The 13,279-nt window shown below is 69.7% G+C and carries 15 protein-coding genes and 1 tRNA gene; 15 read left to right on the top strand and 1 reads right to left on the bottom strand.

From position 1 onward, the window contains the following. Nucleotides 1–118 precede the first annotated feature (118 nt). The 7 genes from MME74_RS13620 (at nt 119) to MME74_RS13590 (ending at nt 7,772) form a co-directional block, all read left to right on the top strand. A complete protein-coding gene (locus MME74_RS13620) occupies nt 119–1,252 on the top strand; it encodes a carbohydrate ABC transporter permease (protein ID WP_267415594.1) in 1,134 nt (377 codons plus the stop codon). Beyond that, a complete protein-coding gene (locus MME74_RS13615; RefSeq protein WP_267415593.1) occupies nt 1,252–2,211 on the top strand; it encodes a carbohydrate ABC transporter permease in 960 nt (319 codons plus the stop codon). Before MME74_RS13620 ends, MME74_RS13615 begins: the two co-directional genes overlap by 1 nt. A gap of 80 nt (nt 2,212–2,291) precedes the next feature. Then, entirely contained in the window at nt 2,292–3,680 is a 1,389-nt protein-coding gene (locus MME74_RS13610) for a cystathionine beta-synthase (RefSeq protein WP_267415592.1), read from the top strand. Nucleotides 3,681–3,765: 85 nt separating this feature from the next. Beyond that, complete coding sequence (locus MME74_RS13605) at nt 3,766–4,920, top strand: cystathionine gamma-synthase (protein WP_267415591.1); 1,155 nt, start codon at nt 3,766–3,768, stop codon at nt 4,918–4,920. Between the two features lie 156 nt (nt 4,921–5,076). Continuing rightward, on the top strand, nt 5,077–6,477 hold the full coding sequence (locus MME74_RS13600; protein ID WP_267415590.1) for a multidrug effflux MFS transporter: 1,401 nt from the start codon (nt 5,077–5,079) through the stop codon (nt 6,475–6,477). 31 nt (nt 6,478–6,508) lie between these two features. After that, nucleotides 6,509–7,138 carry a phosphatase PAP2 family protein gene (locus MME74_RS13595; protein WP_267415589.1) on the top strand — a complete coding sequence of 210 codons (630 nt, stop codon included), beginning with the start codon at nt 6,509–6,511 and terminating at the stop codon, nt 7,136–7,138. 31 nt (nt 7,139–7,169) lie between these two features. Then, on the top strand, nt 7,170–7,772 hold the full coding sequence (locus MME74_RS13590) for a GNAT family N-acetyltransferase (protein WP_267415587.1): 603 nt from the start codon (nt 7,170–7,172) through the stop codon (nt 7,770–7,772). Nucleotides 7,773–7,958: 186 nt separating this feature from the next. On the opposite strand, the gene MME74_RS13585 is transcribed toward MME74_RS13590, so the two are convergent. Then, nucleotides 7,959–8,046, bottom strand: a tRNA-Ser gene (locus tag MME74_RS13585). Nucleotides 8,047–8,247: 201 nt separating this feature from the next. On the opposite strand from MME74_RS13585, the gene mpaB (MME74_RS13580) reads away from it, so the two are divergent. The 8 genes from mpaB (MME74_RS13580) to mpaA3 all read left to right on the top strand — a co-directional run bounded on the left by mpaB (MME74_RS13580) (nt 8,248) and on the right by mpaA3 (nt 13,244). Continuing rightward, nucleotides 8,248–9,306, top strand: coding sequence for a daptide biosynthesis RiPP recognition protein (gene mpaB / locus MME74_RS13580; RefSeq protein WP_267415586.1), 1,059 nt, complete (start codon nt 8,248–8,250; stop codon nt 9,304–9,306). Then, on the top strand, nt 9,306–10,355 hold the full coding sequence (gene mpaB / locus MME74_RS13575; protein WP_267415585.1) for a daptide biosynthesis RiPP recognition protein: 1,050 nt from the start codon (nt 9,306–9,308) through the stop codon (nt 10,353–10,355). The genes mpaB (MME74_RS13580) and mpaB (MME74_RS13575) overlap by 1 nt, the downstream gene beginning before the upstream one ends. Beyond that, nucleotides 10,352–11,614: a daptide-type RiPP biosynthesis aminotransferase gene (mpaD, locus tag MME74_RS13570; protein ID WP_267415584.1), complete on the top strand. Its 1,263-nt coding sequence runs from the start codon at nt 10,352–10,354 to the stop codon at nt 11,612–11,614. Before mpaB (MME74_RS13575) ends, mpaD begins: the two co-directional genes overlap by 4 nt. Continuing rightward, a complete protein-coding gene (locus MME74_RS13565) occupies nt 11,611–12,096 on the top strand; it encodes an iron-containing alcohol dehydrogenase (RefSeq protein ID WP_267415583.1) in 486 nt (161 codons plus the stop codon). Before mpaD ends, MME74_RS13565 begins: the two co-directional genes overlap by 4 nt. Before the next feature lie 290 nt (nt 12,097–12,386). Beyond that, nucleotides 12,387–12,812: a hypothetical protein gene (locus MME74_RS13560; RefSeq protein ID WP_267415582.1), complete on the top strand. Its 426-nt coding sequence runs from the start codon at nt 12,387–12,389 to the stop codon at nt 12,810–12,812. Then, nucleotides 12,799–12,930 (top strand): MpaA1 family daptide-type RiPP, encoded by a 132-nt coding sequence (mpaA1, locus tag MME74_RS13555; protein WP_267415581.1) that lies wholly within the window; start codon nt 12,799–12,801, stop codon nt 12,928–12,930. Before MME74_RS13560 ends, mpaA1 begins: the two co-directional genes overlap by 14 nt. A gap of 34 nt (nt 12,931–12,964) precedes the next feature. Continuing rightward, entirely contained in the window at nt 12,965–13,090 is a 126-nt protein-coding gene (gene mpaA2, locus MME74_RS13550) for an MpaA2 family daptide-type RiPP (RefSeq protein WP_324170138.1), read from the top strand. A 34-nt stretch (nt 13,091–13,124) separates the two neighbouring features. Continuing rightward, nucleotides 13,125–13,244 carry an MpaA3 family daptide-type RiPP gene (mpaA3, locus tag MME74_RS18350; RefSeq protein WP_324170113.1) on the top strand — a complete coding sequence of 40 codons (120 nt, stop codon included), beginning with the start codon at nt 13,125–13,127 and terminating at the stop codon, nt 13,242–13,244. Nucleotides 13,245–13,279 lie beyond the last annotated feature (35 nt).

The raw sequence follows: 13,279 nt of genomic DNA, 5'->3' as shown, positions 1-13,279 counted from the left end.
CCGCTCGGGCGGGCATCTGACGCCCGCCCGAGCAGGGTGACGGATGTGGGGGCCGACCGCGAGTCGGCTCCCGCATCTGTCTCCGGAACGTTCACCGTCGAACGCGAAAGGGACGCGTATGTCCGATTTCTTCAAATGGGTCGCAGGAATGCCACCGCTCGTGCAGGTCCTGGTCGTCGTCCTCGCCTTCGGGGTCGTCGTCGGGATCGTCATCTTCCTGCTGGAGATCGCGCCCCGCGCGGGCCGGCTCTACACCGGCATCCGGCTCGCCGCCTGCATCGTCGTGCCGCTGCTGGTGTTCATCGCCCTCGGCTCGGTCTGGTGGGCCGCCGCCGTCGCGGCCGTGCTCGGCGGGCTGTTCTTCTGGCTCGACTTCCGGTCGAGGCAGGGAGCGGGCTACATGTTCCAGCTCGTCGGCTTCCTCGCACCCGCCATGGTGCTCCTGGCGATCGGTCTCGTCTACCCGTCGATCGCCACGATCATCCAGTCGTTCATGAACTCGCGGGGCAACCGCTTCGTCGGGCTCGAGAACTTCGTCTGGATCTTCGCCACGCCCAAGGGCATCAGCACCGTCGCGAACACGATCGTCTGGGTGCTCGTCGCCCCGATCGTCTCCACGGCGATCGGTCTGGCCTACGCGGTGTTCATCGACCGGTCCCGCGGCGAGAAGGTCTTCAAGTCGCTCGTGTTCATGCCGATGGCGATCTCGTTCGTCGGCGCGAGCATCATCTTCCGCTTCATCTACACGGCCCGTCCCGCGGATCAGCCGCAGATCGGTCTGCTCAACCAGATCGTCGTGTGGTTCGGCGGCCAGCCCGTCGACTTCCTCGCGGTGCAGCCGTGGAACAACCTGTTCCTGATCGTGGTGCTCATCTGGGTGCAGACCGGATTCGCGATGGTGATCCTGTCGGCGGCCATCAAGGGTGTGCCCGCCGAGCTCAACGAAGCCGCCTCGCTCGACGGCGCCAATGCCTGGCAGCGGTTCCGGAGCGTGACGATACCCGGCATCCGGCCGGCGCTGATCGTCGTGATGACGACGATCTCGATCGCCTCACTCAAGGTGTTCGACATCGTCCGCACCATGACCGCCGGCGCCAACAACACCTCGGTGCTCGCGAACGAGATGTACTCCCAGTTCAAGGGCTTCGAGGCCGGACGCAGCGCCGCGCTCGCCGTGGTGCTGTTCATCCTGGTGGTCCCGATCGTCGTGTACAACGCGCGCAACCTTGCCAAGCAGCGGGAGATGAGCTGATGACCACGCAGACCACACCCGGTACGGACACGGCCACGCTGGTCGCGGGCGGGCACGAACCCACGAGCAGTCTGGGCCGGGTCAAGAAGCGGCTCACGTCTCCGTGGGCGACGCTCGCGGCCCTCATCATCGCCGTCATCTGGACGGTCCCGACCCTGGGCCTGCTGATCTCGTCGTTCCGCGATCCCGCGCAGATCACCCGCAACGGGTGGTGGACGATCTTCCAGAACCCCGGCTTCACCATCGACAACTACGTCGAGGTGCTCGGGGCGGGCAACAGCCAGCTCACCATGGCCCAGTCGTTCATGAACTCGATCGCGATCGCCATCCCGGCGACCGTGTTCCCGCTCGTGATCGCGAGCCTCGCGGCCTACGCGTTCGCGTGGATCGACTTCAAGGGACGCAACGGCCTGTTCATCGCGGTGTTCGCGCTGCAGATCGTGCCGATCCAGATGGCCCTGGTGCCGCTGCTGTCGCTGTTCTCACGCGGACTCAAGATCGGCAACGTGACCCTGTTCGAGTCGCTGAGCGCGTCGAACTCGTTCACGCAGGTCTGGATCGCGCACACGATCTTCGCGCTGCCGCTGGCGATCTTCCTGCTGCACAACTTCGTCTCGGAGATCCCGCGCGACGTGATCGAGGCGGCCCGGGTCGACGGCGCCGGGCACGGACAGATCTTCTTCCGGATCGTCCTGCCGCTGACGGTGCCGGCCATCGCGTCGTTCGCGATCTTCCAGTTCCTGTGGGTGTGGAACGACCTGCTGGTGGCGCTGGTGTTCGCCGACGGCAAGCAGGCGCCGATCACCAAGCTGCTGGCCGAGATCACCGGAAGCAGGGGACAGGACTGGTACCTCCTGACGGCCGGGGCGTTCGTGGCGATCATCGTGCCGCTGATCGTGTTCTTCGCCCTGCAGCGCTACTTCGTGCGCGGGCTGCTGGCGGGGTCGACGAAGGGCTGATCCATCGACAGGATCCGCGGATGCCGCGGTCGGGTGCAACACAACCCCGGTCGCGGCATCCGCGCGTCTACCCTGAAGTCATGAAGTATGCGGACTCGATCGTCGACCTCGTCGGCGACACGCCCCTCGTGAAGCTCCAGCACGTCACCGAGGGCGTCGCGTGCACGGTGCTCGTGAAGCTCGAGTACCTGAACCCGGGCGGGTCGTCGAAGGACCGGATCGCGGCGCGGATCATCGACGCGGCCGAGGCCTCGGGGGATCTGAAGCCGGGCGGAACGATCGTCGAGCCCACCAGCGGGAACACCGGAGTCGGCCTGGCGCTCGTCGCCCAGCAGCGCGGGTACAAGTGCGTCTTCGTGCTGCCGGACAAGGTCGGCGAGGACAAGATCGACGTCCTGCGGGCCTACGGCGCCGAGGTCGTGGTGACTCCGACCTCGGTCGCGCCGGACAGCCCGGAGTCGTATTACAGCGTGAGCGACCGGCTGGTCCGCGAGATCCCCGGGGCGTTCAAGCCGAACCAGTACGAGAACCCGAACGGTCCGCGCAGCCACTACGAGACCACGGGTCCGGAGATCTGGCGCGACACCGACGGCCAGATCACCCACTTCGTGGCCGGCGTCGGCACGGGCGGCACCATCACCGGAACCGGGCGGTATCTGCGTGAGGTGTCGGAGGGGAGCGTGCGCATCGTCGGCGTCGACCCCGAGGGCAGCGTGTACAGCGGAGGCACCGGCCGTCCGTACCTCGTCGAGGGCGTGGGGGAGGACATCTGGCCCGGAGCCTACGACCCGACCGTGCCGCACGAGATCGTGGCGGTCGGCGATGCCGAGTCCTTCGCGATGACCCGGCGTCTCGCCCGCGAGGAGGGCATCCTCGTCGGCGGATCCAGCGGCATGGCCGTCGTCGGAGCTCTGCGCATCGCGCGGGAGCTGCCGGCGGATGCGGTGATGGTCGTGCTCCTCCCGGACGGCGGCCGCGGCTACCTCGGCAAGATCTTCAACGACGGCTGGATGCGCTCCTACGGGTTCAGCGATGTGGAGGAGGGCGAGACCGTCGCCGACGTGCTGACGGCTCGGGCCGTCCGACAGGCGCAGGGGCCCGGCTCGGGCATCCCCGACCTCGTGCACGCCCACCCGACCGACACCGTGCTCGAAGCCATCGGCATCATGACCGAGTACGACGTCTCGCAGCTCGTGGTGCTCAGCGCCGAGCCGCCCGTCATGATGGGCGAGGTGGTCGGCACGGTCGACGAGAAGGGTCTGCTCGACCTGCTGTCCCGCGGGGAGGCGAACGCGACCGACGCGGTCGGAGCGCACGTGGGGGAGCGGCTTCCGCTCGTCGGCATCCACACCCCCGTCGCCCAGGCCCGAGCCGCGCTCGCCGATGCTGATGCGCTCCTGGTCACCGAGGACGGCAAGCCCCACACGGTGCTGACGCGGCAGGATCTGCTGGCGTACCTGTCGCGCTGAGGCTCCGCGGAGACGCTGCCGACGGCGGCCGACCCGGGGCGTAACGGGAGAGCCCCGGTCGTGAGGGCGGACGTAGGCTGAGGGCATGTCCGATCACGCCTTCGCCACGCGAGCCATCCACGCGGGACAAGCCCCCGACCCCACCACGGGGGCGATCATCCCGCCGATCTACCAGTCCTCCACGCACGTGCAGGACGGGATCGGCGGCTTCCGCGAGGGCTACGAGTACAACCGCGCGGGCAACCCCACGCGGACGTCGTTGGAGACCCAGCTCGCCGCGCTCGAGGGCGGCGCGAGCGCCCTCTCCTTCGCGTCGGGGCTCGCGGCGGAGGATGCACTGCTGCGCGGCATCCTGAAGCCCGGCGATCACGTGCTGCTCGGCAACGACGTGTACGGCGGCACCTACCGACTGCTCACCCGGGTCCTGGCGCCGTGGGGCATCGAGACCACGACGGCCGAGCTGTCCGACGTCGACGTGCTCCGCGCCGCGATCCGTCCCGAGACGAAGATCGTGTGGTTGGAGACGCCGAGCAATCCGCTGCTGAAGGTCGTCGACATCGCCCTGATCGCCGAGATCGCGCACGCGGCCGGAGTGCTCGTGGTCGTGGACAACACCTTCGCGTCGCCCGCGTTGCAGCAGCCGCTCGCGCTCGGGGCCGACCTCGTCGTGCACTCGACCACCAAATATCTGGGCGGCCACTCGGACGTTCTCGGCGGTGCCGTCGTGTTCGCCGACGACCGCTTCTTCGACCAGGTGAAGTTCCAGCAGTTCGCGGTCGGCGCCGTCTCCGCGCCCCTGGACGCCTGGCTGACAACTCGCGGCATCAAGACCCTGGCGTTGCGGATGCGTCAGCACTCCGAGAACGCGCAGACGATCGCCGAGTGGGCCGCGGCCCGTCCCGAGTTCGCGCAGGTGTTCTACCCGGGGCTCGCCTCACACCCCGGTCATGAGATCGCGGCGAAGCAGATGAGCGGCTTCGGCGGGATGCTGTCGTTCGGGCTCGCCGCCGGCGCCGATGCCGCGCGGGCCTTCGCCGAGAGCACCGAGCTGTTCCAGCTGGCCGAGTCGCTGGGCGGCGTGGAGTCGCTCATCGGCTATCCGCCGGACATGACGCACGCCTCGGTGCGCGGCACCGAGCTCGCGGTCCCGGAGAACGTGGTGCGGCTCTCGGTCGGCATCGAGGACATCGGCGACCTGATCGCCGACCTGGAACAGGGGCTCGACCGCATCTCCCGCTGACCGCGCGAGGCAGGATCGAGGACGCACCTCCGGCACGTTCCGGGGGTGCGTCTTCGCGTTCGCGGCGGGCGGGCGGGGACGGCCCGGCGGTAACATGGGGGCTTCCCCTGGCCGAATCGATTCGACCGCGCACCCCCTGAACTCTGGAAGGACGTCGTGTCCGACGCTCCCCGCACTGACTCCATCCCCGTCGTCGCGTCGGAGGACTCCGCCGCCGACGAACCGCAGACCCCGCAGCCCGAGCGCACCGCGACCGGGAGCATCCGCATCCCCACGGCGACGGGAGCGATCCGCACCCTCGGCTCGAACCCGGCGACCGCGCCGATCATGCTGCACCCCGGCGATGCGATCTCGCTCGGGCGACGCACGCTCTACATCATCCTGCTCGGCGCGCTCACGGCCCTCGGACCGTTCACGATCGACCTGTACCTCCCCGCCTTCCCGGTGCTGGAGCAGGACTTCCAGACCACGGCCGCCGCGATCCAGCTGACCCTGACCGGCACGATGATCGGGTTCTCGCTCGGGCAGCTCGTGGTCGGGCCGCTCAGCGACAAGGTCGGGCGTCGCGTGCCGCTGATCGCGGTCACCACTCTGCATGTGCTCGCCAGTGTCGGCGCGGCCTTCGCTCCGGACCTGGGACTGCTCAGCGCCGCACGCGTGCTCATGGGCGTCGGTGCGGCGGCCGGCGGTGTCGTGGCGATGGCCATCGTGCGCGACCTGTTCGGCGGTCGTCGACTGGTCGTCATGCTCTCGCGCCTCGCCCTGGTGTCGGGCGTCGCGCCCGTCGTCGCCCCGCTGATCGGCTCGTGGCTCCTCACGCTCATGCCCTGGCGCGGGATCTTCGTCGTCCTCGCCGCGTACGGCGTGCTGATGCTGCTCTCGACGATCCTGTTCATCCCGGAGACGCTGCCCGTCGCGCGTCGCCAGGGGAGCGGCGGCGCCACCATGCTGCAGCGCTACCGCTCGGTGCTCTCGGACCGGGTGTTCATCGGCGTGCTCGTGATCGGCGGCATGACCTTCTCCGGCCTGTTCTCCTACCTGTCGGCCTCCCCGTTCCTGTTCCAGGTGACGCACGGGCTCGACGCGCAGCAGTACGGGCTGCTGTTCGCCGTGAACTCGCTCGGCGTGGTCGTCGGCGTGCAGACTGCGTCCCGACTCGCCGCACGCTTCGGTCCGCAGTGGGTCATGGCCTACTCGACCGCGGTGCTGCTGCTCGCCGGGATCGCGATCATCGTGACCGACCAGCTCGGGCTCGGGCTCTGGGGAACGGTCATCCCGCTGTTCGTCTTCATGACGGCGTGCGGCTTCACCTTCCCCAACGTGCAGGTGCTCGCGCTGGACCGTCACGGCAAGGCCGCCGGAACCGCCGCGTCGATCATCGGTGCGTCGAACTTCGGCGTCGCGGCTCTCATCTCGCCCATCGCCGGCTGGCTCTCCCACGATGCCGGGATCACGGCGACGACCATGGCCTCGGTCATGGTGGTCTGCGCGGCGATCGGCACGCTGTCGCTGTGGTTCGTGGTGCGACCGCGCACGGTCGGGATGCTCGCTCCCTGAGTATCCAGGTGTCGTCCGACAGAATGGGACGATGAACAGGCGGATGCTGCTGTGGTGGGGAGTGGGCCTCCTCGCGCTCGCGACGGCTGTCGGCGCCCTGGTGGTGTTCGCCTACCCGCAGACGCCCGGGTTCGACCGGTGGTGGAACGACACGATCGCCGGCGCGCGGGCGGACTGGATGCTCGACTTCGCCCTGGTGCTGAACTGGATCGGCGGCGGGTGGGTCGCGATCCTCGGCGTGCCGGTGCTCGCGATCCTCGCGCTCGTGATCGCCGGGCGATGGCGCGGTGCGGTGTTCGCGGCCCTCTGCTTCGCCGCTAGCGCGGGGGCCGTGCAGCTGCTGAAGCAGCTCTTCGGTCGAGCGCGGCCGGAGGACATGCTGGTGGCGAGCGACTACGGCTCGTTCCCCTCGGGGCACACCGCCAACGCCGCCACGATCGCCCTCGTGGTCTGGGTGCTCTTCCCTCGTGTCTTGACCGCGGTCGTCGGTGTGCTGTGGGTGCTCGCGATGGCGCTGTCGCGCACGTTCCTCTCGGTGCACTGGGCCAGCGACACCCTCGGCGGTGCGCTCGTGGGCGCAGGGGTCGTGCTGGTGCTCGCCGCGTGGCTGCTCCCGTGGGCGCAGCGGGCGAAGGCGGAGGTCGGCGCGCCGATAGGCTGAAAGGACCCCGTTCCCTCCAGAGGAGTCCGTCTTGTCTCGCATCCGTCCGTACCGCCCCACCGATCGTGCCGCGCTGTACGAGATCTGCGTGAAGACGGCCGATGCCGGAGCCGACGCAAGCGGCATCCTCTCCGACGACTCGCTCTGGGGCGACCTCTTCGCCGTCCCCTACGCCGAGCGGCATCCCGACCTCGCCTGGGTGGTCGAGAGCGACGACGAGCGCACGATCGGCTACATCGTGGCGACCGATGACACCGACGCGTTCTACACCTGGTTCCGTGAGGAGTGGTGGCCGACGCTGCAGGAACGGTATCCGCGCCCGACCGCTGTCGTCACGCGCGAGGATCGGATGATCGACTACGGCTACAGCCGGGAATCCGGCATCGAGCCGAACGTCGCCGACCACCCCGCGCATCTGCACATCGACCTGCTCCCGGAGACTCAGGGTCAGGGCCTCGGGCGACAGCTCATGGAGACGCTGTTCGCCGAGCTGACCCGACGCGGTGTGCGCGGACTGCACCTCGGCATCGACCCGAACAACGCCGGGGCCGCCGCCTTCTACGAGCGGCTCGGGATGACGCGCCTCCCGGCTGCGCCCGGCGGACAGATCTACGGCGTCCGCTTCGACGGCTGACGCCTCGGCGAGGTCCCGCACCCTGGGACATCGGTGAACGAGAAGAGCCCCCGCTGGTGCGGGGGCTCTTCTCGTGTGTGGCGGTGGCGGCGGGACTCCGGTGGTCGCTGCGCTCGCTCCTCCCCGAATCTCCTGTGCTCGATAAACAGGAAAGAGCCCCCGCTGGCGCGGAGGCTCTTTCTTGTTTGGCGGTGACGGCGGGATTCGAACCCGCGGTTGCTTGCACAACACACGCTTTCCAAGCGTGCTCCTTCGGCCGCTCGGACACGTCACCAAGGAACAACCTGTCCATCCTATCCGATCCGCCGGGGGTCCCGTGACAGAAGCCTGCGGGCGCCCACGGGGGCGAGTCGGACGTGTCGGGGTAGCGCCGTGCGTAGCATATTGCATCTCAGATGCCGACGTTCTACCCTCAGGTGAGGACGCGAGTTCTCGCGAACATGGATCTTCTGGGGGAAGCATGCAGGCCAGTCCGATGACGGAGTCGCGACCCAGCCGCCGCACCGCGCTGGCATTCGAGCAGTACGTGAGCGGGCGGCGAGCGATCCCGGACGGCACCGCGTTCTTCCTCGAATCCGCGGAGCACGTCGAGACGGTGCTGGCGGTGGCCGAGGGCGATGACGTCGTCTTCGCTCCGCTCGAACACGCGCAGCACACGGACGCGAGACTCATCGGCTACCGCGGCGACTTCCGTGAACCCGGCAGTGAGATGACCCTCGACGGCACACAGAGGTTCGAGCTGCAGGACTATGTCGCGGCCCTCTTCGTCTCGATCGTGGGACCCACCGTCATCCGCCAGGGCAGCGCGGAGGGGCTGGCAGCGTTCCTCAGCGACGCCGACACCGCGCGGGACTCCGGGGTGTTCGTCGACCAGCTGCTGAGCCGGGCCGTGCTGCTCGACTCCTGGGCGTCCTTCATCGGAGCGGCCCCGGCCGACGACGCACTGGTGCGCGTGCACGTGACGGCGAACGGGGAGTACCGCGATGGTCCGGACGGGCTGCTTCTCGGCGCGGTCGGTGAGGAGCGGGCCGACATCGAGGCGCGGGCGACGGCGGGTGCGGGGCGGGGTCGGGCCTTCGCACGGATCATCGATCCGGCCGTTCTCGAGGCCGACCTCGACGACAGGCCGTGGCTCGCGCGGTACGCCGCCGCCGTCGACCTGCTCCGGGAATGGGACGGGGTGCCCGCCAGACCCGCCATCTCGGGTTTCGGGGGCCACCTCGTCCGCGCGCTCGACGAACTCCAGGGCGTCCCCGGCGTCGTCTCGGCGGACGCGCCGTACCTGCTCACCGGCGACGGGGAGGAGTACATCCTGGTCGACCGCGCGAGTCGGCGACGGTTCCGTCTGGATGTGGACGTGGCGCGTGCCGCCGAGTGCCTCATCGCGACGAGAGACGAGGCTGCGGCCACAGCGCTGCTCGCGGCGGAGCTCCGATGCGCGACACGCGACGTCGCGGAGGCGGTCGTCTCGATCCGGGGGAGATTCGCCGCCGTGGGTATCGACCTCTTCGCCGCGGCCGGAGGCGTCGCCTGATGCGGGACCACGGGGCGGCGTCCGGACCGGAACTGAGCGGAGCGCGGGCCCTCCGTGAATGGATCACCGGCGAGAGGGAACGGTATGCCCGCGTGTTCCTCGTCGAGAACGGAGCCGCGGTCGACGGCGTCCAGGACGCGGCCGTCGAGGGGGACATGATCCTCCTGCCGGTGGAGAGCGGACCGTGTCGGGGCTCCGCCGAAGCCGTCCACTACAGCGGCGCACTGCGTGACGTCGGAGACGAGCTGTTCCTGGGAGAACGCGGCGTCGAGCTCCAGGACTACGTCGCCGCGGGGTTCATCCAGATCGTCGGTCCGACGGCGGTGTGCCTCTTCGACGCTTCGAGCGGGCAGGCCTTCCTCGACGACGCGGACCTCGCGCGTCGCACGGGAGTCTTCCCCGCGGCGCTGATCGATCCCCGGGTGCTCCTCGCCGACCGGAGTGCTCTCGCACGGCCGGACGAGAGCGCGACCCCGAGCATGATCAGGGTGCGCGCCGACGGCCGGGTCAGCGTCGGTGTGCGCGGTGACGTCATCGGCTCGGTCGACGAACTGCCGTCCCTGCTCGCCGTTCCGCGGCCCCGTGCCACGGCGGTGACCGTCGTCACGCCGGGAGGGGAGCTGTACGCCGAGCTGAGGGGTCGGGAATGGATCGGGCGGTACCTGCGCGCGACCGACCTGATGAAGATGCTCCGCTTGGCGAACGGCGCCGCCAGGATCTCCGGGTTCGGCTGGACGCTCGTCGACGACGGCCTCGCGGATGCCGAACCGCCGGCCGAGGATCCCCTGCTGATCGAGAACGAGGACGGCTTCGTCCTCGCCGACACCGTCACGCTGCGCCGCCAGTTGCTGTCGCCGACCACAGCACAGGTCGTCGCCGTCACGCAGACGTCGAGCACCCTCGAACGCGCGGCCGAGCGAGTGGCCCGCCAGCTCGATGTCGCCGCCTCCGAAGCGCGCATCCTGTGTCTCGAAGCCGTCACCGCCCTCGGCATCCATACGGGTGGTCGCGCGGAGAGCGCACGCCGGACGATCGGCGTCGACGGATGAGCGCCCCGCACGCGCTGTGGACCTCGATGCTCCCGGCAGACGCGACCTTCAGCCCGGATCGCGTCGCCGTCGCAGCCACCGGCCATCGCATCGAGTTCGCCGACGGGTCCACGCGCCTGTGCGCGACGAGCGGACTGTGGAACGTCCCTCTCGGATTCGGCAACGCCGCGGTCGCCGATGCCGTGGACAGGGCGACGCGCGACGCCTCGTATCTGTCCCTCTTCCGCGCACCGCACCGGTACGCGGAGGTCGCGGCCGACGCGCTCATCGAGCTCGCGGGCCCGGCCGGATACAGCCGGGTCATCTTCTCCACATCGGGCGGAGCGGCGAACGACGCCGCGATGAAGCTCGCACGACAGTACTGGGCGCAGAAGGGCGTCGGATCCCGTTCGCTCGTCGTCGGTCTGCGGGGCAGCTATCACGGCACCATGTACGGGAGTCATGCGCTCAGCGGAGACGACCTCGTCCAAGCCGTCTACTCCGTCGACCGCCGGTCGGTGAGGCACGTCTCGCACGCGGACGACGGCGAGGAGCTCGAGACGCTGCTGAAGCGTGAAGGCTCCCGAGTGGCGTCGGTCGTCGTCGAGCCGGTCATGGGCAGCGGCGCGTACGCCCTGTCCGAGTCGTTCGTGCGTCGCCTCCTCGCCCTGCGCGAGGAGTACGGGTTCCTGCTCGTCGCCGACGAGGTCGCGACCGGATTCGGCCGCACCGGCACGATGCTCGCGACCGACCGGTGGGCCGCCGCGCCCGACGTCCTCATCCTGTCGAAGGCACTGACGAACGGGGCGATGGGCGCCGCCGCGCTCCTCGTGGGCCCGCGCATCGCCTCCGCGTTCACGCGCGGGGGCTGGACCTTCGTCCACGGGGAGACGCAGGCGGGGACGCCGGCGTGCACGGCGGCCGTCCTCGCGGTGATCGCCGAGCTGCGCCGCATCGACGTGGAGCCGACGACGCAGGCGCTCGCGGCCGATCTGTGGCGGCTGGCCACGTCGTTGCTGTCGGACGGCGTGGTCACGGACGTGACGGGCAGCGGCTGCTTCCTGGGACTCGGGCTGCGCGGAGGGGACGAGAGTCCGCTCACCGGCCCGGAGGTCCTTCGCGTCGTGTCCGCCATCGCGGAGAACGGCGTCCTGGTGCAGCCCGGTCCCAGCTCCGTGCAGCTGATCCCGGCGTACGGCTTCACGCCGGGTGAGCTCGCCGACGTGGGTGCGGCGGTGCGCGCGGGCGTCGCACAGGCCCGGGCCCAGGAGGCGGCATGACCTCCGCGTTCGCCGGGCGAGTACCCACCCTGTGGCACGGTCGCGGTGTCGCGCGTCGGATGGTGGAGCGCCTGACCGCGGGGCGGGAGACCCTCGTGATCGCGGATTCCGCGGTCGCGGTCCCGTTCCCGGCCGGGCGTGCGGCGAGGACGATGCACGTGGACGCACCCTCGATGGATGTCACGGTCGTCGTCTCCATCGCGCGGGAGATCGTCCGTCGCTCGCCGAACGTGATCGTGGCCGTCGGTGGCGGGACCGTCCTCGACGCCAGCAAGATCGCGGCGCTCACGCTCGCCCCGGGGCGGGTGTTCGAGTACGCCGTCGGACACGCGTCGGGGTCGGCGCTGACGCTCCTGCCCGACGCCGCGCCGCCGGTGGACCTCGTGGCCGTGCCGACCACGCTGGGCACCTCGTCGGAGACGAACAGCGTCGGGATCCTCAAGAACGCCAGCGGCTACCGGCTCATCGTCGGCGCTCGCTGAGACCGCGCCACGCCCTCATCGATCCGTGCAACCTGACGACCCTCACGCAGGCCGCCGTCCGCGAGGGCGCGCTGGAGGCATTCCTCCGACTGGCGGGCGCGTCGACGAGTGCGCGGCGGAGCGCCCGGGCGAACAGCGACGCGGTCGCCCTCGGGCGGACGCTCCTCGAGACGGTCGGTCGCGACGCGGCCTCCCCGGCGGGACGGCTGCGGCTCGCGCGGGTGAGCGCGGCCACGCAGCGCAGCGCGGCACTCCGTGGGCATGATCCATACAGCGCCCGCCATTGGTACATGGCGAACGAAGTCTCCTTCGCGCTGGGGGTCCGCAAGATGGTCGCCTCAGCGGCGGTCGTCGCGGCGATCTGGCGTCGCATCTGCTCGGGAGACTCGCGCTGGGGAGATCAGGAGAGCCTCCACGACTTCTGGACGCGGGTCGCCGGCGGGGCGCTGCTGCCCCTCGATCCGTCCGCGGGCATCGGCGCGCTCATCGAGCGCTGGGGGATTCCGCTTCCGCCACGGCCGACCGCTCGCGACATCACCCGCATCGCCTCGGCCACGGAGAAGGCCTGGGGGAGACACCATCCGATGCTCCGCGACCTCGTCGCAGACGACTTCCGTGACGTGCTCCGCGATTCCTGCTGGAGCTCTCAACCGGTCGGCAATGATCACCGACCCTCGATCCGTCCAGGGGAGGTGAATGCACATGAAGGACGTTGAGAAGCGGATCCAGTTCCAGGAGCTGGAGCAGATGGAAGCCCCCAGTTGGGACAGCTTCTACAAGGGCGTGATCGGCGCGCTGGTACTCATCGGGATCGGCGCGGCGGCCGCGACCTGATCTCACCGAAGAGAGGAAGGAGAACGAAGTGAGCATGCAGACCGCGATGCCCACGCTCGAGTTCACGGAACTCGAGGCCATGGAAGCGCTGAACGACACCGATGACTTCATGCGGGGATTCGCCGTGGGAGTCATCATCGGAATTCTCGCTCTGACGTAACGCGGCAGTCGAAGACTGCCCAAGGAGGTTCACCGTGCAGACGAATCCGCTCGAGTTCGTGGAACTCGAACACATCGACGCACCACTGGAATGGTGGGAGCACGCGAGCTACATCATCGCCATCATCGGCGGTGCGGCCGCGATCGCGACCTGATCGAACGGGTGCGGGCGTGCCCCGGCGCGTCCGCA

The organism is Microbacterium oxydans, assembly GCF_026559675.1.
GTDB lineage: Bacteria > Actinomycetota > Actinomycetes > Actinomycetales > Microbacteriaceae > Microbacterium > Microbacterium oxydans_D.
Note: the sequence above shows the minus strand (reverse complement) of the source record. Positions and strands in the feature narration are given on the sequence as shown.

Excerpts from the sequence above, each read along its gene's own strand:
- MME74_RS13620 (WP_267415594.1), top strand. The coding sequence starts at position 119 with ATGTCCGATTTCTTCAAATGGGTCGCAGGAATGCCACCGCTCGTGCAG.
- MME74_RS13615 (WP_267415593.1), top strand. The coding sequence starts at position 1,252 with ATGACCACGCAGACCACACCCGGTACGGACACGGCCACGCTGGTCGCG.
- MME74_RS13610 (WP_267415592.1), top strand. The coding sequence starts at position 2,292 with ATGAAGTATGCGGACTCGATCGTCGACCTCGTCGGCGACACGCCCCTC.
- MME74_RS13605 (WP_267415591.1), top strand. The coding sequence starts at position 3,766 with ATGTCCGATCACGCCTTCGCCACGCGAGCCATCCACGCGGGACAAGCC.
- MME74_RS13595 (WP_267415589.1), top strand. The coding sequence starts at position 6,509 with ATGAACAGGCGGATGCTGCTGTGGTGGGGAGTGGGCCTCCTCGCGCTC.
- mpaB (WP_267415586.1), top strand. The coding sequence starts at position 8,248 with ATGACGGAGTCGCGACCCAGCCGCCGCACCGCGCTGGCATTCGAGCAG.
- mpaB (WP_267415585.1), top strand. The coding sequence starts at position 9,306 with ATGCGGGACCACGGGGCGGCGTCCGGACCGGAACTGAGCGGAGCGCGG.
- mpaD (WP_267415584.1), top strand. The coding sequence starts at position 10,352 with ATGAGCGCCCCGCACGCGCTGTGGACCTCGATGCTCCCGGCAGACGCG.
- MME74_RS13565 (WP_267415583.1), top strand. The coding sequence starts at position 11,611 with ATGACCTCCGCGTTCGCCGGGCGAGTACCCACCCTGTGGCACGGTCGC.
- MME74_RS13560 (WP_267415582.1), top strand. The coding sequence starts at position 12,387 with ATGGCGAACGAAGTCTCCTTCGCGCTGGGGGTCCGCAAGATGGTCGCC.
- mpaA1 (WP_267415581.1), top strand. The coding sequence starts at position 12,799 with ATGAAGGACGTTGAGAAGCGGATCCAGTTCCAGGAGCTGGAGCAGATG.
- mpaA2 (WP_324170138.1), top strand. The coding sequence starts at position 12,965 with ATGCAGACCGCGATGCCCACGCTCGAGTTCACGGAACTCGAGGCCATG.